The following is a 22,558-nucleotide window of genomic DNA, read 5'->3' as shown; positions in this document are numbered from 1 at the left end:
TTATCGGCTGTTCAATTGTTAAAGATCGTCCGCTCAAAACTCGCTAACTTCACTTCGTTTTTTGCGTCGCTGCGTTTGCAGCAGAGAAGCGAGATTATCTACTTCACACTCGCTTCTGTCAACAGGTTTTTGCTAACTTTTTCTCGCCAGCGCCGCGCCCAACTCCTCGCACAGCCAATCCCATCAACACTCTTCACGTCCGCCTCGGCCCCTTGCCAGCAACCTCGTTTTCGCGAAGAAGCGAGATATTAGTCCACCCCCTCGCCCATTGGCAAGATATTTTTTTAAAATTCTTTAGCGATGCTTGAAAGCGGGTTTGCGCTTTTCCAGAAATGCGGCCATGCCCTCTTTTTGATCTTCGGTGGCAAACAGCGAATGAAACATTCGGCGCTCGTAATGGACACCCTCGGCCAACGTCGTTTCATAAGCCCGATTCACCGATTCCTTCACCATCATCACGACCGGCAACGAATACTCAGCTATCGCATTGGCGGCGCCCAACGCTTCGTCAAGCAGCTTGTCGGCCGGCACCACCCGCGACACCAAGCCGGCTCGCTCGGCCTCCGCAGCGTCCATGAACCGCGCGGTCAGACACATATCCATTGCCTTTGCCTTCGAGACAGCTCGCGGCAGACGCTGCGTGCCGCCAGCACCCGGCATGATCCCCAACTTGATTTCGGGCTGGCCGAATTTCGCACTATCGGCCGCGATGATGAAGTCGCACATCATCGCCAATTCGCAACCGCCACCCAATGCGAACCCTGCCACAGCTGCAATCACCGGCTTGCGAATACGCCGAACCGCCTCCCAGTTGCGCGTGATGTACTCGCCCTTGAACACGTCCATATAGGTGTACTGGGCCATCATGCCGATATCGGCGCCAGCGGCAAACGCCTTTTCGCTGCCCGTCAGGACAATGCAGCCAATGCCGTCGTCGGCATCGAATGCGCTCAGCGCCGCGCCAAGCTCATCCATCAGCGCATCGTTCAAGGCATTCAACGCCTTGGGGCGATTCAAGGTTACCAGACCAATCCGGCCACGCGTTTCCACCAAGATGTTTTCATATCCCACAGCAACTCCTCCTTTTTCTCGATAAGCCGATAAAACTCTCGGCCGAATGCGCATTCACCGAGACTCGATGATCACATCGACCACAGTACGAGAGTGTGACACCGATCGACAACCATCGCATACACCAGGCTTTGCCGGCTGACGCTACCACCCCTTCGAAATTGGTGTTATATTAACAAACCAACCGGTCGGTCAATTAATAACCGCCGCCTTCCCTTTTGATCTCTTTTAGCGCCCGCTCACCATGACGCATCCCCTTTTCGCGAAGCATCAAAGCACGCTCGAACAGGCTCTCCAAACCGCCCAACAACGCGGTTACTGGAGCGCCTACCCGGAAATGCCAAGCCCGCGCGCCTACGGCGAAACTGCGGCGGCGGACGGCGAAGCGGCGTTCAAAGCCCATTTAGGCAAGACCTTCTCACTCGACCAGCCTGGGGTCGGTCAAGTCGGACAGGAAGCTTCCCCCTATGGCATCGCGTTAGATATCCAATACCCCGGCTTCACCCCCGAGACGCTGCTGGCCGCTGCAAATCAGGCGCGTAAAGCCTGGTCGCACGCCTCGCCCGATACTTGGGCCGGCGTCTCGCTGGAAATACTGGCGCGCCTGAATGCACATAGCTTCGAAATTGCGCACAGCGTCATGCATACCACCGGTCAAGCCTTCATGATGGCATTCCAGGCCGGCGGCCCGCACGCTCAAGACCGAGGCCTCGAAGCCGTGGCCTATGCCTGGAACGAGTTGCGCCGTATTCCTGCCACGGCCTATTGGGAAAAGCCGCAAGGCAAGAATCCGCCGCTCGCCATGGAAAAGCGCTACACCATCGTGCCGCGCGGCATTGCTTTGGTGTTGGGCTGCTGCACATTCCCGACGTGGAATGGTTACCCGGGACTGTTCGCGAGCCTGGCCACCGGTAACGCGGTGATCGTCAAGCCCCACCCTGGCGCCATCCTGCCGCTCGCAATCACCGTCAAGATCGCGCGCGAAGTCCTGACTGAAGCTGGTTTCGACCCCAATGTCGTGATGCTCGCCGCCACCAATCCGAATGACGGTGACATTGTGCAGAAACTCGCGCTGCACCCCGAGGTTCGCCTGATCGACTTCACCGGCAGCACCGCGAACGGCGACTGGCTCGAGCGCAATGCCCACCAGGCCCACGTCTTCACTGAAAAAGCCGGCGTCAACCAGATCGTCATTGATTCGACCGACGACCTCAAGGGCATGGCCCGCAACATTGCCTTTTCGCTCGCCCTTTATGCCAGCCAGATGTGCACCGCACCGCAGAATATTTACGTTCCGCGCAGCGGTGTCCGCACGCCGGAGGGCACCGTGTCGTTCGACGAAGTCTCGCAAGCGATCGCCACGAGCTTGCAAAAGCTGTGCAGCGATCCGGTCAAGGCAGTCGAAATCCTTGGAGCGATCCAAAATGAAGGCATCGCCGCCCGCATCGACGAAGCCCGTGCGCTGGGCAAACCGGTCTTGCTCGACAGCCAAACCCTGGTTCACCCGGCCTATCCCGACGCGCGCGTCCGCACTCCGCTGTTGCTGCAGCTCGATGCCAACAATGACGAAGCGATCTTCACGCGCGAATGGTTCGGTCCAATCGCCTTCGTAATCGCGACCGACGGCACGCAGCAATCGATGCCACTCGCCGGCCGTATCGCCGCCGCGCATGGCGCGCTCACTCTCGCGGCCTACACCACCGACGCCCAAGTCGCCGACGCCGCGCATGAGGCATCTGTGCAAGGCAACGTCGCGCTTTCCCTGAATCTGACCGGCGGCGTATTCGTCAACCAATCCGCCGCGTTCTCCGACTTTCACGGTACCGGCGGCAATCCGGCGGCCAACGCCAGTCTGACCGACGCCGCCTTCGTCGCGAACCGCTTCCGCGTCGTGCAGAGCCGCCACCACGTGCCGGCCCGCTCGACGGCCGACACGCCGACCGCCTGAGCATCGCACCGCGTAGTTCAATGAAACGCATGCCGCCCCGCGCCAGGGCGGCATCCCAAGCAACGAGACAACAGACATGACCGAAGCTTTCATCTGTGACGCCATTCGCACCCCCATCGGCCGTTACGGCGGCGTGCTCAAGGACGTGCGTGCCGACGACCTCGGCGCCATCGCCCTGCGCGCGTTGATGGCACGCAATCCGCAAGTCGACTGGCGCGCCATCGACGATGTCATCTACGGTTGCGCCAACCAGGCCGGGGAAGATAACCGCAACGTCGCACGCATGGCGGCCCTACTGGCCGAACTGCCGATCGACGTGCCCGGTGCGACGCTCAACCGACTGTGCGGCTCCGGCATGGACGCGATCGGCACGGCCGCGCGCGCCATCAAAGCAGGCGAAGCCGGGCTGATGCTCGCCGGCGGCGTCGAAAGCATGACCCGCGCGCCCTTCGTCATGGGAAAAGCCACCAGCGCGTTCGCTCGCAGCGCAGACATCTTCGATACCACCATCGGCTGGCGCTTCATCAACCCGTTGATGCGAGCGCAGTACGGCGTGGATTCGATGCCCGAAACCGCCGAGAACGTTGCGGTCGACTTCAAAATCAGCCGCGAAGACCAGGACAAATTCGCCTTGCGCAGCCAGGAGCGCGCCGCACGCGCCCAGGCCGACGGCACGCTCGCGCAGGAAATCACCCCCGTCTCGATCGCGCAGAAAAAAGGCGATCCACTGATTGTCTCGCGCGATGAACACCCCCGCGCCACCAGTCTCGATGCCCTGTCCAAACTTAAGCCCATCGTGCGGCCCGACGGCTCGGTCACGGCGGGCAACGCCTCCGGCGTCAATGACGGCGCCTGCGCGGTCCTGCTGGCCGGCGAAGCCGCTGTCAAAACGCACGGCCTGACCCCGCGCGCCCGGGTGCTCGGCATGGCCACTGCCGGCGTCGCCCCGCGCATCATGGGCATTGGCCCGGCGCCCGCCACGCAGAAACTCCTCGGGCAACTGAACATGACCCTCGACCAGTTCGACGTCATCGAACTCAACGAGGCATTTGCCAGCCAGGGCCTGGCAGTGCTGCGCATGCTCGGCGTAGCGGACGACGACCCCCGCGTCAATCCGAACGGTGGCGCAATCGCTCTTGGCCACCCGCTGGGCGCATCAGGCGCGCGTCTGGTGAGCACCGCGATGTACCAGTTGCACCGCACCCAAGGTCGCTTTGCACTGTGTACGATGTGCATCGGCGTCGGCCAGGGAATTGCGCTGGCCATCGAACGTATCTAATACGACAGCCCCCATAACAAGGCGACCGAGGAGATGTCATGACAGAACAAAGCGTCCTTTTTTCCCTTGAAGGCAAGGTGGCCACGCTCACGCTCAACCGGCCGGACAAGCTCAACAGCTTTACCCGCCAGATGCATGAGCAACTGCAGGCGGCCCTCGACCACGTCGAACGCAGTGGCGCCCGCGCGCTCGTGCTGACGGGTGCCGGGCGCGGCTTCTGTGCCGGCCAGGACCTGGCCGATCTGGACTTCTCGCCCGGCAGCATGACCGACCTCGGCGCGCTGATCGACAAGCACTTCAATCCGCTCGTGCGGCGACTGCGCGCGCTGCCGCTACCTGTCATCGCCGCGGTCAACGGCACGGCCGCCGGCGCGGGCGCTAACCTGGCGCTGGCATGCGACATCGTGCTGGCCGCCAGTTCCGCCAACTTCATACAGGCCTTCGTCAAGATCGGGCTGCTGCCCGACTCCGGGGGCACCTGGTTCCTGCCGCAGCGCATCGGCATGGCCCGCGCGATGGGCCTGGCCATGCTGGGCGATCGTGTCACGGCCGAACAGGCCGAGCAATGGGGGCTGATCTGGCGCTGCGTCGACGACGCCGAACTCGGCGCTCAGGCGCAAAAGCTCGCCGCCCATTTGGCCAGCCAGCCGACCCGCGCGCTGGCCGCCATCAAACGGGCGCTGCACGCCTCGGCAACCAACACGCTCGACATGCAGCTCGATCTGGAACGCGATCTGCAGCGAGAACTCGGCCAGTCGGACGACTACGCCGAGGGCGTCAACGCCTTCCTGCAAAAACGCGCGCCCGACTTTCAAGGCCACTAAACGCCAACTTATTCAACGAGGCCCCCCATGTCAGCATTTCAACCCACCCTTGCCGGCGGCGCCGACGCCGAGCGGTTAGCGCAAGCCGCAGGCAAAGCCATGTACAGCGTCGACCGCTGCAGCCAATGGCTTGGCCTGCAACTCCAGGAAATTCGCCCGGGCTACGCCCGCATGACGATGGAAGTGCGCGACGATTTCCTCAACGGTCATAACATCTGCCACGGTGGGCTGATCTTCACGCTGGCCGATTCGACATTTGCATTTGCCTGCAACAGCCACAATATCAATACGGTGGCCGCGGGTTGCGCGATCGAGTTCCTCAAGCCCGTGCATCGGGGCGACACCCTCACGGCAGAGGCGACCGAGCAGGTGCTCTCGGGCCGGCATGGCGTCTACGATATTCGCGTGACGAACCGGGCTGGCGAGACAGTCGCCATGTTTCGCGGCAAATCGGCGCAGATCAAGGGGCACGTCGTCCCCGTCGAATAGCTGTCGCCGCAGGGCGTGCGGCGCACCCGATGCCCCGCCCCGCTTGATGCCATTGCTATTTGCCGCGCGACTGCGCGAACCAGTTTTTATTGATGTTTCCAGGAGACAGTCATGACCACCGCCTTGCCGCTCGAATCCATCGAAACCGCAAGTCTGGACGAATTACGGGCGCTGCAACTCGAACGGCTTAAATGGTCGATCAGGCATGCGTACGAGAACTCGCCGGTCTATCGAAAAAAGTTCGATGAAGCCGGCGTACACCCGGACGATTTAAAAACGCTGAGCGATATCGCCAAATTCCCGTTCACCACCAAACAGGATCTGCGCGAAAACTACCCGTTCGGGATGTTTGCGGTACCGATGGAGCGCGTGGCGCGAATTCATGCATCTTCCGGCACCACCGGCAAGCCGACCGTGGTCGGTTACACCCAGGGCGACATCGACACCTGGGCCGGCCTGGTCGCCCGTTCGATTCGCGCCGCCGGCGCGCGACGCGGCGACAAAGTCCATGTCAGCTACGGCTATGGCCTGTTCACCGGCGGCCTGGGCGCGCATTACGGCGCCGAAAAGCTGGGCATGACCGTTATCCCGTTCGGGGGCGGGCAGACCGAAAAGCAGGTCCAGCTGATTCAGGACTTCAAACCCGACATCATCATGGTCACGCCGAGCTACATGCTGGCGATCGCCGACGAGTTCGAACGCCAAGGCATGCCGCCGGCCGAATCGTCATTGCGCATCGGCATCTTCGGCGCGGAACCGTGGACCAACGACATGCGCCAGGCCATCGAAAAACGCGTCGGCATCGACGCAGTCGACATCTACGGCTTGTCTGAAGTCATGGGCCCAGGCGTAGCCTGCGAGTGCGCTCAAACCAAGGATGGCCCCACCATCTGGGAAGATCACTTCTATCCAGAAATCATCGATCCGGTCAGCGGCGAAGTGCTGCCCGAAGGCGCATTCGGCGAACTCGTCTTCACCTCGCTCACCAAGGAAGCGCTGCCGATCATCCGCTATCGCACGCGCGATTTGACGCGCCTGTTGCCCGGCACGGCACGCACCATGCGCCGCATGGAAAAGATCACCGGCCGCTCGGACGACATGATGATCATCCGTGGCGTGAACGTCTTCCCGTCGCAAATCGAGGAATTGCTGCTCAAGCAGCCGCTGCTCGCGCCGCACTATCAAATCGTGCTCGACAAAGAAGGCCCGATGGACACCATGATGATCTACGTCGAGGCCACTCCCGCCGCACACGACGCCGCCGAACTGCAGTCGGCCGGTGCCGCGCTCAAGCGCGACATCAAGACTTTCATCGGCGTGTCAACCGGCGTGCAGGTCAAGCCGGTCGGCGGCATCGAGCGCTCGGCCGGCAAGGCGCGCCGCGTGATCGACAAGCGCCCGCGTTAATGCTCTGACGCCCCGCCGTCACCGTTGGCGGCGGGGCGTGCGCGTCTTCATTGCGAAACCGCCGCCTCCGTCAGCGCCTGGGTGTTCGGCAACAGCACCCACATCCGCCCCTGCTGGCGCATCCGCCCGGCGATATCCCCAGCCTGGTCACCCAGCCCCCAGAAGAAATCGGCACGCACACCGCCCTTGATCGCGCTGCCCGTGTCCTGCGCGAACATCAGACGCGTCAATGGCCCGCCCGACACGCCGCCCGGCGCCGGTCGCGTCGTACTAAGGAAAACCGGACTGCCCAGGGGTATGGCGCTGGGATCGACCGCAATCGAGCGCTCCGCGGTCAACGGCACGCCCAGCGCGCCGATCGGGCCTTCCAGCCCGCCCACCCCGTCACCCGGCATCTCGCGGAAAAAAACGAAACGCGGATTGACATTCAATAATGCCGTCACCCGCTGCGGATTGGCCCTGGCCCACGCGCGAATGCCCTGCATGGTTGCCTGGGCCGGGCTCAAATCGCCATGATCGATCAACCAGCGTCCGATCGAGCGGTAGGGCTTGTCATTGGTGCCGTCGTAGCCCACCCGCATGATCGTGCCGTCATCCAGTTCGATCTGGCCGGAGCCTTGCACCTGCAGAAAAAACGCCTCGATCGGATCATCCACATAAACCAGCTCATTACCCCGCAGAATGCCACTGCGCATAAGGTCGGCGCGTGCCGGCAGCGAGCCGCGCGGCCGTCCGGCAGGCCAGTGATAGAGGGGCGTCTGGTAAATGCCATGACGCACGCGCGAGCCATGCAACAGCGGCTCGTAGTAGCCGGTGATCAGCCCCGTATGACTGCCGTCGCGATTGAATAACTCGAACGGCGTGAAATATCGCTCAAAGAATGCGCGAATCGCTTCGGGGTCAAGCGCATCGAGTTGCTCGGCAGCGGCGCACGGCGCCCGCCAATTCGCCTGTTGCGCCAACTTCGAACAATTTTGCAGGAGCGCCGCGTCGGCACCGATCAGGGAGTCGTCCTGCCAGCCGGCGACTTGCGTCCAGGGCACCGCACGCATATCGCCGGACGGCGCCGCCGGCACGCCGGAAACACCTCCTACTTCGGGTTTCGGCGTATAACTGGCGCAGGCAAACAAAAACAGACTCATCAGCAGCGCCAGGCTCATTTTGCCGTAGCGCATAATTTTGAATATTCCAGGAGAGGACTTCATGGGCGAGCTATTCGACAAATACCCGGCGTTACTGATCCTGCCGGAAATGCTACTGGCGTTCGTGATCCTCGGCATCATCGTGTGGCGCATGAACCAGCGCGGCGGGCGCGACCGGCGCGACGACGATCGTTCATAGACCGGCGCCGCGCTCAATGCAGCGTGCGCGGCATGGTCAGCGCGAATTCGGCAATCGGCGCTTCGAACCGCTCACCGTCTTCGGCCACGCAAAAATACGAACCCCGCATCGAACCCACCGGCGTCGCGATCATGGCCCAACTGGTGTATTCGAACTGCTCGCCGGGTTGCAAAAACGGTTGGTGACCGACCACCCCCAATCCCTTGACTTCCTGCACCCGGTTCTCGCTGTCGGTGATCACCCAATGACGGGAAATCAACTGGGCCGGCACCTGGCCTGTGTTGCGAATCGTAATGGTGTAGGCAAAGGCGAACTGGCGCCGCTCGGGTTCGGACTGCTCGGGCAAATACTGCGGCCGAACCGAAATGGTGAATTCGTACTGGCTCATCGTTATCCTGTCATGTGCGGCGCGCTGGCAAACGTGGGCGATGTCCCCCGGCAAAGCAGATCGCGGCTTGACGGCTTCTGGCGTCCGTCGATGGGCCATTCTGCGGCAGTTTCGATCGGGCCGCAACCGGCATCGGCGCAGCGACTTTTCCCGATGGCACGCGAGAAGAATTAAAATAGCGTTTTTGTCCGATCACCCCTCATGCGCCAATTCCGCCTCGCCCCCAGCATCCTGTCAGCCGATTTCGCCCGTCTGGGCGAGGAAGTGCGCAACGTCGCCGCCGCCGGCGCCGACTGGATCCACTTCGACGTCATGGACAACCATTATGTGCCCAATCTGACGATGGGCCCGATGGTCTGCGAGGCGCTGCGCCCGCATGTCGATATTCCAATCGACGTGCATCTGATGGTGCGCCCGGTCGATCGCATCGCCGCCGATTTCGCCAAAGCCGGCGCCAACATCATCAGCTTCCACCCGGAGGCAGTCGACCATGTCGACCGCACGCTGTCGCTGATCCGCGAATGCGGCTGTCAGGCCGGACTGGTATTCAATCCGGCCACGCCGTTGAACTATCTCGATCACGTCCTGGATCGACTCGATCTGGTGCTGATCATGTCGGTCAACCCCGGTTATGGCGGCCAGTCGTTCATTCCCGAAGCACTCAACAAGCTACGTGCCGCGCGTGCCGTGATCGACGCGTACCGAGACCGCACCGGCCGCGAAATTCGACTCGAAGTCGACGGCGGCGTCAAGGTGGACAACATCGCTGCCATCGCGGCGGCTGGCGCCGACACCTTCGTGGCCGGCTCGGCGATTTTTGGCCAGTCCGACTACCGTGCCGTGATTGCCAAAATGCGCGCCGAACTGGCGAGCGCCCAATGAATATGCCTCGCCTGACCCACGTCCGGGCGTGCCTGATCGATCTCGACGGCACGCTGGTCGACACGGTGGACGACTTCACCGCGGCCATCAATGCCATGCTCGGCCAATTCGGCGCGGCACCCCTGCCCCGCCAGAAAATTCTTCACTTCATCGGGAAAGGCTCGGAGCATCTGATTCAATCGGTCCTCGCCGAAACCTTCCCGCCGGCGCGCGCGGCCACAGAATTTACCGCCGCGCTGGCGTGCTACCAGCAGGCCTACGCCGGCATCAACGGTCGTCACACCACCGTCTACCCGCATGTGCGCGAGGGGCTGGCGAGCCTGCGCGCGGCCGGCATGCCGCTGGCCTGCGTCACCAACAAACCCCACCGCTTCGCCGTCGAATTGCTCCAACATCATGAATTGGAAGGGTTTTTCGAGTTGATTTATGGCGGCGACAGCTGGCCGCGCAAAAAACCCGATCCGATGCCGCTGCTCAAAGCTTGCGAGGCTCTTGGCGTAACCCCGGCCTCGGCAGTGCTCATCGGCGACTCGGAAAACGACGTCATGGCAGCGCGCGCCGCCGGTTGCCGGGTCCTGACCGTGCCCTACGGCTACAACCATGGCAACGCTATACAAGCGGCGGATTCCGATGGTATAGTGGCTTCGCTTTTCGCCGCTGCGCAAGCGATCTTGCCGGCCGCGGATCACACAGCGTCACTATCAACCAACTGACCGATTGCATGTTTCTCAACAAAAAACGGTGTCTGAGCGGTATCGACCGGGGGGCATGGCCCTGGCGCCGCTGGTCTTGCTGAGCTAAAACGCTCCACAGGGCCGCTGAAGCTCGCCTTCAGCTTCCGTTTTTTGCCTCTGCTTCACCGTCCTCATCATCGGCCCAGTCGGCCCGTTTGGACGATCCGCACGTTGCCCGCAGACCGCCTGGTCGCGGCACGCGGGCCTGAAGCAACAGCGCGACGCGCGCTCCCGGACAGAGAAACATGACCGAACTCGAATTCAAATCCCTGGCCATCCAAGGCTATAACCGCATTCCGCTGATCGCGGAAGCCTTCGCCGATCTCGAAACGCCGCTTTCGCTGTACCTCAAGCTGGCGCAAAGCGACCGGCACGGCGCCTGCACCTTCCTGCTCGAATCGGTGGTCGGCGGCGAACGTTTTGGCCGCTACTCCTTCATCGGACTGTCGGCCCGCACCCGGCTGCGCTGCTTCGGCCAGCGCATCGAAGTGGTGCGCGACAATGCTGTCATCGAAACCCACGAAGGCGATCCGCTCGAATTCATCACGCAATTCCAGGCGCGCTTCAAGGTCGCGCTGCGCCCCGGCATGCCGCGCTTTTGCGGCGGCCTGGCCGGCTACTTCGGCTACGACGCGGTGCGCTACATCGAGAAAAAGCTCGCGCACACCGCACCACCCGACGATCTCGGCCTGCCCGACATTCAGTTGCTGCTCACAGAAGAACTCGCGGTGATCGACAACCTCACCGGCAAGCTCTATCTGATCGTCTACGCCGATCCGTCGCAACCCGAGGCCTACTCGCACGCCCGCCTGCGCTTGCGCGAGCTGCGCCAGCGGCTGCGCGCCCCGGTCGATGCGCCGGTGACTTCGCCGAGCGTGCGCACCCAAACCTATCGCGAGTTCGACAAGTCCGATTACCTGGCCGCCGTCGCCAAGGCCAAGGAAGCCATCGCCGCGGGCGAACTGATGCAGGTCCAGGTCGGCCAGCGCATCACCAAGCCTTACCGCGACGCACCGCTGTCGCTGTATCGCGCGCTACGCTCGTTGAACCCGTCACCCTACATGTACTTCTACAATTTCGGTGATTTCCAGGTGGTCGGCGCCTCGCCCGAAATTCTGGTCCGACAGGAACAGCGCAACACGCCCGAGGGTCCGGCCGAAATCGTCACGATCCGGCCGCTGGCTGGCACCCGTCCGCGCGGCGCCACGCCGGAGCGCGATGCCGAACTGGCCACCGAACTGCTGAACGACCCGAAGGAAATTGCCGAGCATGTCATGCTGATCGACCTGGCACGCAACGACGTGGGCCGCATCGCGCAAACCGGGTCGGTGGTCGTCACCGACAAGATGGTCATCGAGAAATACTCGCATGTGCAACACATCGTCAGCTCGGTCGAGGGCCGTCTCAAGCCGGGCCTGAACAACATCGACGTACTGCGCGCGACGTTCCCCGCCGGCACGCTCACCGGCGCGCCCAAAGTGCGCGCGATGGAATTGATCGACGAGCTCGAGCCCGTCAAGCGCGGCCTGTACGGGGGTGCCGTCGGCTACCTGTCGTTCGGCGGCGAAATGGACCTGGCCATCGCCATTCGCACCGGCGTCATCAAGGACGGCACGCTCTACGTGCAGGCCGCCGCCGGCATCGTCGCCGACTCGGTTCCCGAATCCGAATGGCAAGAAACGGAAAACAAGGCGCGCGCCGTGCTGCGCGCAGCCGAACAAGTGCAAGACGGACTGGATTCGGAGATCTGACCATGCTGCTGATGATCGACAACTACGACTCGTTCACCTATAACGTCGTGCAGTACTTCGGCGAGCTCGGCGAAGACGTCCGGGTCTTTCGCAACGACGAAATCACGCTCGACGAAATCGCCGCGCTCAAGCCCGAGCGCATCTGCCTGTCGCCCGGGCCGAGCCATCCGGCCAACGCCGGCATCACACTCGACGTACTGCGCCATTTCGCCGGCCAGTTGCCGATTCTCGGCGTTTGCCTGGGCCATCAGGCGATCGGCGAGGCGTTCGGCGGCAAGATCGTGCGTGCGCAGCAAATCATGCACGGCAAGGTCAGCCGCATCGAAACCACCCAGCAAGGGGTGTTCGCAAACCTGCCCAAGCACTTCACCGTCACGCGCTATCACTCGCTGGCGATCGAGCGAGCCAGCCTGCCTGACTGTCTGGAAATCACCGCCTGGACCGACGACGGCGAAATCATGGGCGTGCGTCACAAACAATTCGCCATCGAGGGCGTGCAGTTCCACCCCGAGTCGATTCTCTCCGAACACGGCCACGACTTGCTGCGCAACTTCCTGCCAGCTCAGCGTCCATGATGGTCATATCGACACGATTGCAATGCGCGCAGACACCCTAATGGAGACTCCCATGACGATCACCCCCCAAGAAGCGCTGCAGCGGACCATCGAGCATCGCGAGATTTTCCACGACGAGATGCTGCATCTGATGCGCATGATCATAACCGGCGAGATGTCCCCGGTAATGGCCTCGGCCATCATCACCGGCCTGCGCGTCAAAAAGGAAACCATTGGCGAAATTGCGGCAGCCGCCCAGGTCATGCGCGAATTTGCCCGCCACGTCGAAGTGCCGCCCACCGAGCATTTCGTCGATATCGTCGGTACCGGCGGTGACGGCTCGCACACCTTCAATATCTCCACCGCCTCGACCTTCGTGGTGGCCGCAGCCGGCGCGAAGGTCGCCAAGCACGGCAATCGCGGCGTCAGTTCCAAATCGGGCAGCGCCGACGTGCTCGAGGCGCTCGGCGTCAATATCATGCTCGAACCCGAGCAGGTAGCCGAGTGCCTGCAGGCGGTTGGCATCGGTTTCATGTTCGCCCCCAATCATCATCCGGCGATGAAAAATGTCGCACCGATCCGCAAGGAGTTGGGTGTGCGCACCATCTTCAACATCCTCGGCCCGCTGACCAATCCGGCTGGCGCGCCCAACCAATTGATGGGCGTGTTCCACCCTGACCTCGTCGGTATTCAAGTCCGCGTCATGCAGCGCCTGGGCGCGCAGCACGTCCTGGCGGTCTACGGCAAGGACGGCATGGACGAGGTCTCGCTCGGTGCTGCGACCCTGGTTGGCGAGCTCAAGGACGGGCAAGTGCGGGAATACGAAATCCACCCTGAGGACTTCGGCCTGCAAATGGTCAGTAATCGCAGCCTGAAAGTCGCCGACGCGACGGACTCCAAGGTGATGCTGCTGGGCGCCCTGGAAAACCAGCCGGGCGTCGCCCGCGAAATCGTCGCGCTTAACGCGGGGACCGCCCTGTACGCCGCCAACAAGGTCGATTCGATCGGTACTGGTATCACGCTGGCGCGCGAAACCATCGCCAGCGGCGCGGCCCGTGCGAAAGTCGACGAATTCGTCACCTACACTCAACGCTTCAAGCAGTAACGCCGCGCCGGCCGGAGTGACGCCGTCACTGTACGCAGGAAACACGCCATGCCCACCATTCTCGACAAAATCCTCGCCGTCAAGGCCGAGGAGATCGCCGCCGCGAGCCGCGCTCGCGATCTGCCCAGCTTGCGCCGCGAGGCCGAGGCCACCCGGCACGACGCCGTGCTGCAACCACGCGACTTCACCGATGCAGTGCGCAGTCGCGTGCAGGCCGGCCGCGCCGCGGTGATCACCGAAATCAAAAAAGCCAGCCCGTCCAAAGGCGTCTTGCGCGAGCAATTCGTGCCGGCCGAGATCGCCGGGTCATACGCGCGGCACGGTGCCGCGTGCCTGTCGGTGCTCACCGATCGACAATTCTTCCAGGGCAGTCCGGCCTACCTGCAGCAAGCGCGCGCCGCATGCGCGTTACCGGTGCTGCGCAAGGATTTCATGATCGATGCCTATCAGATCTACGAAGCGCGTGCGATGGGCGCCGACTGCGTGCTGCTGATCGTCGCCGCCCTCGATTTGCCGCGCATGCAGGAACTCGAAGCGCAGGCGCATGAGCTTGGCATGGCCGTGCTGGTCGAAGTGCACGACGAGCGGGAACTCGATACCGCGCTGCAGCTGAAAACCCCGTTGCTGGGCATCAACAACCGCAACCTCCACACCTTCGAGGTCAGTCTCGACAACACGCTGCGCCTGCTGCCGCAAATCCCTGACGAGCGCCTAGTGGTCACCGAGTCGGGCATCCTCGATCGCGACGACGTTCGCCGCATGCGCGACGCCAATGTGCACGCGTTCCTGGTCGGCGAGGCATTCATGCGCGCGGCCGATCCGGGGGCTGAGCTGGCCCGCCTGTTCGACTGACCATGGCCATCGAGCGTGAAATCAAACTCGCCATGCCGGCCGACGACGCCGGCTTGCCGCCAGCGCTGGTCGACTACTTCAACGCCTGCGCCGACGCGCGCGCCGGCGCGCAACAGCATCTGATCAACCGCTATTTCGACACCCCCGATCTGCGCTTGAGTCAGAACGCCGCAGCCTTGCGGCTGCGGTACGTGTCGCGCGGCGCTGCCGGCCAGTGGCTGCAAACCCTGAAGAGCAGCGGAACCAGCGCCGGCGGCCTGCATGTTCGCCACGAATGGGAATTGCCCCTCACGCGCGGCGAGCTCGATATCGCTGCCTTGCTCGGCGTATGCGACGCCCTCGAGATTGCCGCAACCCTGCGAAGCATCGCGGCGGAACTCCGTCCGCTTTTCGAAACCAATTTCAGTCGCCGCATCTGGACGCTTTCCCATGCGGGCACGCCGATCGAAATCGCGCTCGATCAGGGAGAAATCGCCGTCGAACATGATGGCGTGCGTCACCGCGACCCGCTGTGCGAACTCGAACTCGAGCTCGTCAGCCAGGACGCCGCCGGCGAAGCGGCGCTGCAGGCCGTTGCCGCCAACCTGTGCCGGCGCTTCCCGGGTTTGCACCCTGACGACATCAGCAAAGCCGAGCGCGGCTATCGACTGCGCCAACGCGTATTGAACAGCACGACCGATCATCGCGGATGACCGCGCTACTGGTCCGTTAGACAGTCAGCCCTCGCCCGCCGCCCAGGATCCCATGCCACGCTCCAACATCTCACCACAACAAAAAGATCTGTTCGACGCCCCTGCGACGCCGGTCGCCATGCCGTTACGCGCGCAATTCGAATCGCTGTCGGCCGAGTGGCGCGCGCTGCTCGCCCCGTTTATGCACAGCCCGGCCTATGACGAGCTGTGCGACTTCGTCGACGAGGAGCGTGCGGCCGGCAAACAGATCTATCCGGACGACGTATTTCACGCGTTACGCGTCACCTCGCCCGACGCCGTCAAGGTGGTCATCCTCGGCCAGGATCCCTATCACGGCGAAGAGAACGGCATGTCACAGGCCCATGGACTGGCCTTTTCGGTGCGCCCAGGCATTCGTGTTCCACCATCACTGCGCAATATCTACAAGGAAATCGAACGGGACTTGCACATCGCCGCACCGGGACACGGCTATCTGGAAAGCTGGGCGACCCAGGGCGTGCTGCTGCTCAATACGGTGCTTACCGTCGAGCGCGGCCAGGCGGCAAGTCACGCCAAGCGCTTCAAGAATGGAGGGTGGGAGGCGTGCACCGACTGCCTGCTGCGGCAATTGGCACAACATCGCCAGGGGCTGGTGTTCCTGCTCTGGGGCGCCCATGCGCAAGCCAAGGCGCCACTGCTCGCCGGTGATGCTAACCTGCTGCTCGACGCGCCGCATCCGTCGCCATTGTCAGCGCATCGCGGCTTCCTGGGTTGCGGCCACTTCGGCGCCGTCAACCGGCATCTGGCCAGCCTCGGCCTCACGCCCATCGACTGGCGCATCGCACCGCTGGCCTAACCGAGCATGCCCATCGCGCCTTCCTGATAGCGGCGCAGCGTGTCGACCAGTTGCGCCTCGTCGCGCACAGCAAATGCCCCCTGGTAAATGACCGGCTCGTTAATGGGCTTGCCGCCCAACAACGCGAGCCTACTGCCGCTCGTGCCGGACACCTGCCACGTGCCGGCCGGCAGCGTTGCCGCCGTCGTCGAACCGCCAGCTGCCAGCAACACGCCATCGACTCTGCAACAGCCATCGAGCACCAGCGCGAACCAATGCATGTCTGGCGGCAACACCAATGACAACGTATCGTCGCTGTGCCAGTTCAAGGTCAGCAAGGTCACACCGGCATGCGGCACCAGCGGCGCATGCCGCTCGAGCCACTGCCCGCACACCAGCCGCAGCTCGATGCCACCGCTTTGCCAGCCAGGCATTTGTTCACCCGGCACCAAGCGTTGCTGCGGCGCGCCCTCGCGCTGGTCATCGGCATAGTTGACGACAAACTGTAGACCGCGGCACTCGGCCCCGCTGTCGGCCGGCGTCTCCTGATGCACCGTGCCGCAGTGTGTGTCGAGCCACAGCAAGTCGCCCGGACGGGCCACCGCCTCGCTGCCCTGCGCCATGCGGCTGCGCAGCCCGCCGGCGGCATCGGGCAGTATGAAATGCGCGATGGCGCAGCCCGCGTGCGGATGCGGCGGAATCGCCGCCCCGGACAAACGGAACGCCTCGAAAGACAACAACGGATCGGTCTGCGTCAACCGGTCGTGCACACCGACCGAATGGAACAGCGTGCAGCGGCTCCGATGGGTCGTCGCCAGCGGCGCTGGGCGCACGCACGGATCGTTGTGTCTCATAAGGCAGGTCGCTCGTTAAATTGCGGCGATCGCTTCACGCGCCTGAGCGAACGCGGTGGCGACCGCTTCGGGGCCGCGCGCCAAGCCTTCGGCGTAGATGAAGGTCACGTCGGTCATGCCCAGAAAACCCAGGATGGTCTTCAGGAACGGGGTCTGGCTATCGTTGGGCGTGTCTTTGTAGAAACCGCCGCGCGCCAGCGCAACATACACCTTCTTGCCCTTGATCAGGCCCTCGGGCGTGCCGTCCTCGCGATAGCGGAACGTCACGCGGGCTCGCGTGATCCAGTCAAAATAAGCCTTCAGTTGCGACGGCACATGAAAGTTATACAGCGGCACGCCCAACACAATCGTATCAGCTGACTGAATTTCTGCGATCAGCGCGTCGCTGCGCGCAATGATAGCGTTCTGCTCAGGCGAGCGCTTGTCTTCCGGCGTGAAAAACGCACCGATCACCGTCTCGTCCAGATGCGGCAAACCGTCGGCCAGCAGATCACGCACGATGACCTTGGCGCCCGCCTGACCAGCCGCCAGGCGCGCCACGGTCTCATTGGCCAATGTGGTGGAATTCGCTCCCTGCGAGCGGGCTGCGGCATTGATTTGCAAAATGGTAGTCATCAATCTCTCCTTGGGTCGTTAAGAACTTGTACGTCTTGGGAGAAATTCTAATAACCACGCAAAATGAAACAAGCCGCTAAAATCGAATTGTTTGTTCCCAATTTGGAACAGTGCCCCCCCGAGATGAAGCCATGATCGATGATCTGAACGACATGCTGATCTTTGCCGAGGTCGTGCGCTCCGGCAGCATCACCCGTGCCGGCGACCGGCTCGGCTTGCCGAAGGCTACCGTGAGCCGGCGTCTGACGCGCCTGGAAACCCGCCTGGGCACCAAGCTCATGCACAAGACGACCCGTCGCCTTGAGCTGACGGAAGTCGGACAGGCCTATTATGAACGGTGCCTGCCGATCCTGGAAGAAGTCGAGGAAACGCGCGACTTCGCCAGCCAGTTGTCGAACCGCCCGCGCGGGCGGCTGCGCGTGACCGCGCCAAGCGATTTCGCCATGCAGTGGCTCGCACCCGCGCTGGCCACTTTTTGCGCCGCCTACCCGGAAATCTCCGTCGATATGGATCTGAGCCCGCGCCACGTCGATCTGATCGCAGAGCGCGTGGACGTCGCGATCCGCGCCGGCCATTTGAGCGATTCGACCCTGGTGGCACGCCACTTTCTGGACCTGACGCGCAGTCTCTACGCCAGCCCGATCTACCTCGCGCAGACCGGCATGCCGAGTTCGCCCGACGAACTGGCCGGTCATCGCTTCGTGCTGCTGCAGGGCGCGCGCAACGTGATCGATACCGACGTACTCACGCGCGGGCGCCAGCGTGTCGAGTTCACCATGCGCGGCGCCCTGCAGGTCAACAGCATGGGAATGGTCAAGGAACTGGCGCTGGCCGGCGCCGGCATGGCTGCATTGACTGACGGGCTGGCCGCGCCCAGCGCGGCGCTGGGCCGTCTCGTCAAGGTTCTGCCGGAATGGTCGTTGCCCAGCCACCCGGTGCATCTGGTGACGCCATCGCGCCGCTTCCTGCCGCGCAAAACGCAAGTCTTCATCGAGCACATGATGGCAGTGGCGCGGCCACAGGTGTGACACGCCTGCCCCCCGGGCTACCGGCGGCGCGCAGCCAGTATCAGCCGTGCAGCCAGCGCCCCCGACGCGACGCGGCGCCGCGCTCGGTCGTGACGCTCAGGCGATAACGCTCAGGCTCGGGTGCGCCGAGGGTTGCCACGTATTCGCGCAGTTCATCGCGCCGAAACGCGTGCAGACGGATATCATCACCGGGCCGATAGCGCGCCAGCAGCTTATCGAGGTTGCCGGCTGTCACGCGCAAGCCGTCGACCGCCACCAGCGTGTCGCCGGCCGACAACCCGGCGCGCTGCGCCGCACCGCCATCATGGACCTGCGCCAGCGTGCACGAACCATTGCTGCTGCCAAGCTTCACCCCTAGGGCGGGCTTGGCATCTTCGCCGATCTCGCCTTTGAGCGTCACGCCAAACCATTCGAACAATCGCGCCAGCGGCAAATCGCTCGTGCCGTGCACCGCCGTGTCAAAGAAATCCTTCAGCGGCACGCCGCTGACCTGCTCGAACAGCGGCCTGATCTCATCGTCGCGCACACCCACCGGGCGACCGCGGTAGAAGTCGCGACCGTAGCGCTGCCATAGGGCACGCATGATGTCGTCGAGCGATTTCCGGCCGCGCGTTTTGGTGCGGATGATCAAATCCAGCGCCAGCGCGACCAACGAGCCCTTGGAGTAGTAACTAACGATCGCATTGGGTGCATTTTCGTCCTGCCGGTAATACTTGATCCAGGCGTCGAACGAACTCTCGGCCACGCTTTGCTTGTGCCGCCCGCTGCCGCGCAGCACGTTGCCGATGGTCTTGCCCAACAGATCGAAGTAATCCTGCTCGGCAATCACGCCGCTGCGCACCAGCATCAGGTCATCGTAGTAGGACGTGAAGCCCTCGAACAGCCACAGCAGCGAGGTGTAGTTCTCGCGCGCCAGATCATATGGCGCGAAAACCGCCGGCTTGATGCGTTTGACATTCCAGGTGTGGAAGTACTCGTGGCTGACCAGCCCGAGAAAGCCCCGATAGCCCTCGCTCATCGCCGCGCGTCCCAGCACCGGCAGATCGCCGCGCGCACAAAGCAGTGCGGTCGAGGCGCGATGCTCGAGCCCCCCATAACCATCTCCCACGGCCGTCACCAGAAACGTGTAGCGCGACACAGGCGCGCGGCCACGCCCGGTGGAGGCCGGTTCGAAGAATTTGATCTGCGTCTCGCAAATCCGCTTCATGTCGCGGCACAGCCGCGCCATATCGAGATTCGGCACGTTGCCGGTGATCGCCACTTCGTGCAGCGCGCCGCACGCCTTGAAGCTCGCATGGGCAAACGTGCCGAGCTCCACTGGCGAATCGATCAATTCGTCGTAATCGCGTGCCAGATAACGGCCGAACCCGAGCGCCTTGGTGTCGGGCGCCGGCGCCAGCGCCGTGGCAACCTGCCAGACACGGTAGTCCGCACCGACAGGGCGGACGATATCCACTTCGCAAGGCGCCGCCTCCTGGCCGCTCACGCAAAGAAATACGCTGCTGCCGTTGAAGAAGCCATGCGTCTGATCAAGATGCGCGGCCCGCACCGAGAGATCCCAAGCATAGACTTGATAAGTCAGCGTGAGCGCACCCGTGCACGGCGCGGCCTGCCAGGTATGTTTGTCGAGTTTGGCCAGCGCGATCTTGCGCCCCCGGCACGTGGCATCGATCGTCACGACATGGCGGGCAAATTCACGCACCATGTAGCTGCCGGGAATCCACGCGGGCAGCGTAAAGCGCTGTCCGGCCGGATCGGGCTGCGGCACGGTAACACTGACTTCGAACAGGTGGGCGGCGGGCTGCTTGGGGACGATGCTATAGCGAATCGGTTTCATCACGCGTCGTTATTGTTTCGGCATCCGCCGGCTTACTTGCCGGTTCCCAACACCTGGGCCAATTGGGTCGCCGTGAGGGCGCCCGGCAAGCGGCGTCCGTCGGTCAGAAAGATCGTCGGCGTGCCGGTCACATTCAGCCGACGCCCCAGCGCCAGGTTCTGTTCGAGCGGCGTGCTGCAGTTGCCGGCCTGCGCCGGCAGTTGTTGGTCGAGCATCCAGGCATGCCACGCCTTCAGCCGATCAGGCGCGCACCAGATCGCCTTCGACTTGGCCGCCGAGTCGGGCGCCAGCACCGGGAACAGGAAGGTGTACACCGTTACGTTAGTGACGCTGCTGCTCTTGAGCGCCTCCTCGAAGCGCTTGCAATACGGGCAATTCGGATCGGCGAACACAGCGATCTTGCGACTGCCGTCGCCCTTGACGTACTTGATCGCGTCGTTCAGCGGCAAGGTATTGAAATCGATCTTGTTGAGCTCGGCCAGGCGGGCCTGCGTCAAGCTTTGCCGGGTGTGCGCGTCAACCAGATCGCCCACCAGCAAATAGCGCCCTTGCGCGTCGCTGTACAGAATCTGGGTACCGAGATCGATCTCATAGATACCCGGCAGCGGCGTCTTTTCGACCGACTTGACTTGCGCGTCGGAGCCCAGGCTCTTTTGCACCGCTGCCTTGACCCGATCCAGCGTTGCGTCGGCACGGGCCGGCACGGTTGCCGCCAGCGCCGCGCAGCTCAGGAAAAGCGCGCCCAAAACACGCGCGTACGTGCGATTTCTTTCAAACATACCGATCAGCCCCTTGGCATTGACAAGGCCGGCCGCGCTCACCCAAGCGCGCGGCCAACCAGGAATTTCTTGAGAAACGGCGTTGCGTTGACCCAGTCCAGGCCGGTATTGCGCAGCCGCTGCATCACCGGCCCCGGCAGCGCAAACAGTCGCTGCAGCCCATCGCAGGTGAGCGCCATGCGGCGAATGTCCTCGCGACGCGCGCGCTCGTAGCGGCGCAGCACCGTGAAGTCGCCGCAGTCGCGAAACCCCTCGCGCGCGGCCAGCACCTCGCCCAGCACCGTCACGTCGCGCAGGCCGAGGTTCATACCCTGGCCAGCCAACGGATGCACGGTATGCGCGGCGTCGCCCACCAGCGCAATGCGCGGCGAGATGAGCCGGTTGGCCTCGCTCAGCGCAAGCGGAAATCCTTGCGCGCTCGCCGACACGCAGGTCAACTCGCCCAACCCGGCATCGCCGCTGACGCGCGTCACCTCGGCGGCCAATGCCGCCGGCGGCAGCGCGAGCAGTTCGTCGGCATGGTCTGCAAAGGCCGACCAGACCAGCGACACATGCTGCTGCGGCAACGGCAGCAGCGCAATGATTTCGCCATCGCGAAACCATTGGTACGCGGTATCGCGATGCGCCCGCTCGGCCCGAAAATTGGCAACCACCCCGACCTGCCGGTAATCGCGCCGCTGCACGGCGATGCCGGCCTGTTCGCGAACCCACGAGTGCGCGCCATCGGCCCCGACCACCAGCGCCGCGTGCAGCGTCGCACCGTCGTCGAGCTCCAACGTCGCGCGTTCGGCAGACACGGCGAGCGCCACGCCGCGCGCATCGAACACTTGTATTTGCGGCGCGAAGCGCAGCGCCGCATCCAGCGCCCGCTCGACATTGGACGATTCAGCGATCCACGCCAGCTGGGGCACCGCCGCCTGATAGGCGGAAAAATGCACGGCCCCGCGCGCATCGCCAAACACCTCCATGTCATACACCGGATTGACCCGGGCCGCATCCAGCGCCTGCCACACGCGCATTCGCTCGAGCAAGGTTTGCGAACTGGCCGACAGAGAGTAAATGCGCGCGTCCCAGGCATCGGACGGCGCGGTAGCCGGCCGCGCCAACAAGGCCACCTTCAGGCGCGCCTGCGCCAGCAGCAGCGCGGTCGACTTGCCGACCAGCCCGCCGCCGACGACGATCACATCGAATGAATTGGAATTGGACATACAAAGCGCGCGTGGGCGCAAGATCACAGACTCTGGGCATTATAGCCTTGGGCATCGTCCCTTACGCGCGCGGCGCACGCGAGCCCGCCCGGACCTCTCCAGTACA

Annotated in this window: 24 protein-coding genes; 16 read left to right on the top strand and 8 right to left on the bottom strand. The window is 63.4% G+C overall.

The window, feature by feature from the left end; translation table 11 throughout:
• Window positions 1–252 (top strand): hypothetical protein (locus EPN80_RS04620; RefSeq protein WP_293024291.1); only part of this gene is annotated, 252 nt, incomplete at its 5' end.
• A 42-nt stretch (window positions 253–294) separates the two neighbouring features.
• Here the strand turns inward: EPN80_RS04620 and EPN80_RS04615 are convergent.
• A complete protein-coding gene (locus EPN80_RS04615) occupies window positions 295–1,071 on the bottom strand; it encodes an enoyl-CoA hydratase (protein WP_293024289.1) in 777 nt (258 codons plus the stop codon).
• A gap of 244 nt (window positions 1,072–1,315) precedes the next feature.
• Between EPN80_RS04615 and paaN the strand changes: the two genes are divergently transcribed.
• The 5 genes from paaN (at window position 1,316) to paaK (ending at window position 7,018) form a co-directional block, all read left to right on the top strand.
• Window positions 1,316–3,019 carry a phenylacetic acid degradation protein PaaN gene (gene paaN / locus EPN80_RS04610; protein ID WP_293024287.1) on the top strand — a complete coding sequence of 568 codons (1,704 nt, stop codon included), beginning with the start codon at window positions 1,316–1,318 and terminating at the stop codon, window positions 3,017–3,019.
• Window positions 3,020–3,095: 76 nt separating this feature from the next.
• Window positions 3,096–4,298, top strand: a complete 1,203-nt coding sequence (gene pcaF, locus EPN80_RS04605) for a 3-oxoadipyl-CoA thiolase (protein ID WP_293024285.1) — start codon at window positions 3,096–3,098, stop codon at window positions 4,296–4,298.
• Window positions 4,299–4,336: 38 nt separating this feature from the next.
• A complete protein-coding gene (gene paaG / locus EPN80_RS04600; RefSeq protein ID WP_293024283.1) occupies window positions 4,337–5,122 on the top strand; it encodes a 2-(1,2-epoxy-1,2-dihydrophenyl)acetyl-CoA isomerase PaaG in 786 nt (261 codons plus the stop codon).
• A gap of 27 nt (window positions 5,123–5,149) precedes the next feature.
• On the top strand, window positions 5,150–5,611 hold the full coding sequence (gene paaI, locus EPN80_RS04595) for a hydroxyphenylacetyl-CoA thioesterase PaaI (protein WP_293024281.1): 462 nt from the start codon (window positions 5,150–5,152) through the stop codon (window positions 5,609–5,611).
• Window positions 5,612–5,722: 111 nt separating this feature from the next.
• Window positions 5,723–7,018 carry a phenylacetate--CoA ligase PaaK gene (gene paaK, locus EPN80_RS04590; RefSeq protein ID WP_293024279.1) on the top strand — a complete coding sequence of 432 codons (1,296 nt, stop codon included), beginning with the start codon at window positions 5,723–5,725 and terminating at the stop codon, window positions 7,016–7,018.
• 47 nt (window positions 7,019–7,065) lie between these two features.
• Here paaK and EPN80_RS04585 read toward each other — a convergent pair whose 3' ends face one another.
• Window positions 7,066–8,193, bottom strand: a complete 1,128-nt coding sequence (locus EPN80_RS04585; protein WP_293024277.1) for an MltA domain-containing protein — start codon at window positions 8,191–8,193, stop codon at window positions 7,066–7,068.
• A 28-nt stretch (window positions 8,194–8,221) separates the two neighbouring features.
• Between EPN80_RS04585 and EPN80_RS04580 the strand changes: the two genes are divergently transcribed.
• A complete protein-coding gene (locus EPN80_RS04580; protein WP_237170268.1) occupies window positions 8,222–8,359 on the top strand; it encodes a hypothetical protein in 138 nt (45 codons plus the stop codon).
• Between the two features lie 13 nt (window positions 8,360–8,372).
• Here EPN80_RS04580 and apaG read toward each other — a convergent pair whose 3' ends face one another.
• Window positions 8,373–8,747: a Co2+/Mg2+ efflux protein ApaG gene (apaG, locus tag EPN80_RS04575; RefSeq protein ID WP_293024270.1), complete on the bottom strand. Its 375-nt coding sequence runs from the start codon at window positions 8,745–8,747 to the stop codon at window positions 8,373–8,375.
• A gap of 201 nt (window positions 8,748–8,948) precedes the next feature.
• Between apaG and rpe the strand changes: the two genes are divergently transcribed.
• The 8 genes from rpe to EPN80_RS04535 all read left to right on the top strand — a co-directional run bounded on the left by rpe (window position 8,949) and on the right by EPN80_RS04535 (window position 16,152).
• Complete coding sequence (rpe, locus tag EPN80_RS04570; RefSeq protein WP_293024267.1) at window positions 8,949–9,629, top strand: ribulose-phosphate 3-epimerase; 681 nt, start codon at window positions 8,949–8,951, stop codon at window positions 9,627–9,629.
• Window positions 9,626–10,342 carry a phosphoglycolate phosphatase gene (locus EPN80_RS04565; protein WP_293024264.1) on the top strand — a complete coding sequence of 239 codons (717 nt, stop codon included), beginning with the start codon at window positions 9,626–9,628 and terminating at the stop codon, window positions 10,340–10,342. Before rpe ends, EPN80_RS04565 begins: the two co-directional genes overlap by 4 nt.
• A 266-nt stretch (window positions 10,343–10,608) precedes the next feature.
• Window positions 10,609–12,114 carry an anthranilate synthase component I gene (trpE, locus tag EPN80_RS04560; RefSeq protein WP_293024261.1) on the top strand — a complete coding sequence of 502 codons (1,506 nt, stop codon included), beginning with the start codon at window positions 10,609–10,611 and terminating at the stop codon, window positions 12,112–12,114.
• A gap of 2 nt (window positions 12,115–12,116) precedes the next feature.
• Window positions 12,117–12,689, top strand: coding sequence for an aminodeoxychorismate/anthranilate synthase component II (locus EPN80_RS04555; protein WP_293024258.1), 573 nt, complete (start codon window positions 12,117–12,119; stop codon window positions 12,687–12,689).
• Between the two features lie 52 nt (window positions 12,690–12,741).
• Window positions 12,742–13,773: an anthranilate phosphoribosyltransferase gene (gene trpD, locus EPN80_RS04550; protein ID WP_293024255.1), complete on the top strand. Its 1,032-nt coding sequence runs from the start codon at window positions 12,742–12,744 to the stop codon at window positions 13,771–13,773.
• Between the two features lie 48 nt (window positions 13,774–13,821).
• The gene (gene trpC, locus EPN80_RS04545) at window positions 13,822–14,625 is read left to right on the top strand and encodes an indole-3-glycerol phosphate synthase TrpC (RefSeq protein WP_293024251.1); all 804 of its coding nucleotides are present in this window, start codon (window positions 13,822–13,824) and stop codon (window positions 14,623–14,625) included.
• Window positions 14,626–14,627: 2 nt separating this feature from the next.
• Window positions 14,628–15,317: a CYTH domain-containing protein gene (locus EPN80_RS04540; protein WP_293024249.1), complete on the top strand. Its 690-nt coding sequence runs from the start codon at window positions 14,628–14,630 to the stop codon at window positions 15,315–15,317.
• Between the two features lie 52 nt (window positions 15,318–15,369).
• Window positions 15,370–16,152 carry a uracil-DNA glycosylase gene (locus EPN80_RS04535; protein WP_293024247.1) on the top strand — a complete coding sequence of 261 codons (783 nt, stop codon included), beginning with the start codon at window positions 15,370–15,372 and terminating at the stop codon, window positions 16,150–16,152.
• Here the strand turns inward: EPN80_RS04535 and EPN80_RS04530 are convergent.
• Window positions 16,149–16,985 carry a pirin-like C-terminal cupin domain-containing protein gene (locus tag EPN80_RS04530; RefSeq protein ID WP_293024245.1) on the bottom strand — a complete coding sequence of 279 codons (837 nt, stop codon included), beginning with the start codon at window positions 16,983–16,985 and terminating at the stop codon, window positions 16,149–16,151. The genes EPN80_RS04535 and EPN80_RS04530 overlap by 4 nt on opposite strands.
• Window positions 16,986–17,000: 15 nt before the next feature.
• Window positions 17,001–17,600 (bottom strand): NAD(P)H-dependent oxidoreductase, encoded by a 600-nt coding sequence (locus EPN80_RS04525; protein WP_293024242.1) that lies wholly within the window; start codon window positions 17,598–17,600, stop codon window positions 17,001–17,003.
• Between the two features lie 131 nt (window positions 17,601–17,731).
• Here EPN80_RS04525 and EPN80_RS04520 point away from each other — a divergent pair, with 131 nt between their 5' ends.
• Window positions 17,732–18,628 carry a LysR family transcriptional regulator gene (locus tag EPN80_RS04520; RefSeq protein ID WP_293024239.1) on the top strand — a complete coding sequence of 299 codons (897 nt, stop codon included), beginning with the start codon at window positions 17,732–17,734 and terminating at the stop codon, window positions 18,626–18,628.
• Window positions 18,629–18,668: 40 nt separating this feature from the next.
• Here EPN80_RS04520 and EPN80_RS04515 read toward each other — a convergent pair whose 3' ends face one another.
• Genes EPN80_RS04515 through EPN80_RS04505 form a run of 3 tightly spaced genes read right to left on the bottom strand, consistent with a single transcriptional unit; the run spans window position 18,669 to window position 22,452 of the window.
• Complete coding sequence (locus tag EPN80_RS04515; RefSeq protein ID WP_293024236.1) at window positions 18,669–20,465, bottom strand: M61 family metallopeptidase; 1,797 nt, start codon at window positions 20,463–20,465, stop codon at window positions 18,669–18,671.
• Window positions 20,466–20,497: 32 nt separating this feature from the next.
• Window positions 20,498–21,244, bottom strand: a complete 747-nt coding sequence (locus EPN80_RS04510) for a DsbC family protein (RefSeq protein WP_293024233.1) — start codon at window positions 21,242–21,244, stop codon at window positions 20,498–20,500.
• Window positions 21,245–21,282: 38 nt separating this feature from the next.
• Window positions 21,283–22,452 carry a UbiH/UbiF family hydroxylase gene (locus EPN80_RS04505; protein WP_293024230.1) on the bottom strand — a complete coding sequence of 390 codons (1,170 nt, stop codon included), beginning with the start codon at window positions 22,450–22,452 and terminating at the stop codon, window positions 21,283–21,285.
• Window positions 22,453–22,558: the final 106 nt, after the last annotated feature.

It is taken from the genome of Pandoraea sp., assembly GCF_004297875.1.
GTDB lineage: Bacteria > Pseudomonadota > Gammaproteobacteria > Burkholderiales > Burkholderiaceae > Pandoraea.
Note: the sequence above shows the minus strand (reverse complement) of the source record. Positions and strands in the feature narration are given on the sequence as shown.

Bases quoted from the DNA above. Each gene is read 5' to 3' on its own strand.
- paaN (WP_293024287.1), top strand. From the start codon at position 1,316: ATGACGCATCCCCTTTTCGCGAAGCATCAAAGCACGCTCGAACAGGCT.
- EPN80_RS04505 (WP_293024230.1), bottom strand. From the start codon at position 22,452: ATGTCCAATTCCAATTCATTCGATGTGATCGTCGTCGGCGGCGGGCTG.
- trpE (WP_293024261.1), top strand. From the start codon at position 10,609: ATGACCGAACTCGAATTCAAATCCCTGGCCATCCAAGGCTATAACCGC.
- trpD (WP_293024255.1), top strand. From the start codon at position 12,742: ATGACGATCACCCCCCAAGAAGCGCTGCAGCGGACCATCGAGCATCGC.
- paaI (WP_293024281.1), top strand. From the start codon at position 5,150: ATGTCAGCATTTCAACCCACCCTTGCCGGCGGCGCCGACGCCGAGCGG.
- EPN80_RS04530 (WP_293024245.1), bottom strand. From the start codon at position 16,985: ATGAGACACAACGATCCGTGCGTGCGCCCAGCGCCGCTGGCGACGACC.
- EPN80_RS04540 (WP_293024249.1), top strand. From the start codon at position 14,628: ATGGCCATCGAGCGTGAAATCAAACTCGCCATGCCGGCCGACGACGCC.
- EPN80_RS04525 (WP_293024242.1), bottom strand. From the start codon at position 17,600: ATGACTACCATTTTGCAAATCAATGCCGCAGCCCGCTCGCAGGGAGCG.
- apaG (WP_293024270.1), bottom strand. From the start codon at position 8,747: ATGAGCCAGTACGAATTCACCATTTCGGTTCGGCCGCAGTATTTGCCC.
- EPN80_RS04535 (WP_293024247.1), top strand. From the start codon at position 15,370: ATGCCACGCTCCAACATCTCACCACAACAAAAAGATCTGTTCGACGCC.
- EPN80_RS04520 (WP_293024239.1), top strand. From the start codon at position 17,732: ATGATCGATGATCTGAACGACATGCTGATCTTTGCCGAGGTCGTGCGC.
- EPN80_RS04515 (WP_293024236.1), bottom strand. From the start codon at position 20,465: ATGAAACCGATTCGCTATAGCATCGTCCCCAAGCAGCCCGCCGCCCAC.
- pcaF (WP_293024285.1), top strand. From the start codon at position 3,096: ATGACCGAAGCTTTCATCTGTGACGCCATTCGCACCCCCATCGGCCGT.
- EPN80_RS04565 (WP_293024264.1), top strand. From the start codon at position 9,626: ATGAATATGCCTCGCCTGACCCACGTCCGGGCGTGCCTGATCGATCTC.
- EPN80_RS04585 (WP_293024277.1), bottom strand. From the start codon at position 8,193: ATGCGCTACGGCAAAATGAGCCTGGCGCTGCTGATGAGTCTGTTTTTG.
- EPN80_RS04510 (WP_293024233.1), bottom strand. From the start codon at position 21,244: ATGTTTGAAAGAAATCGCACGTACGCGCGTGTTTTGGGCGCGCTTTTC.
- rpe (WP_293024267.1), top strand. From the start codon at position 8,949: ATGCGCCAATTCCGCCTCGCCCCCAGCATCCTGTCAGCCGATTTCGCC.
- trpC (WP_293024251.1), top strand. From the start codon at position 13,822: ATGCCCACCATTCTCGACAAAATCCTCGCCGTCAAGGCCGAGGAGATC.
- EPN80_RS04580 (WP_237170268.1), top strand. From the start codon at position 8,222: ATGGGCGAGCTATTCGACAAATACCCGGCGTTACTGATCCTGCCGGAA.
- paaG (WP_293024283.1), top strand. From the start codon at position 4,337: ATGACAGAACAAAGCGTCCTTTTTTCCCTTGAAGGCAAGGTGGCCACG.
- paaK (WP_293024279.1), top strand. From the start codon at position 5,723: ATGACCACCGCCTTGCCGCTCGAATCCATCGAAACCGCAAGTCTGGAC.
- EPN80_RS04555 (WP_293024258.1), top strand. From the start codon at position 12,117: ATGCTGCTGATGATCGACAACTACGACTCGTTCACCTATAACGTCGTG.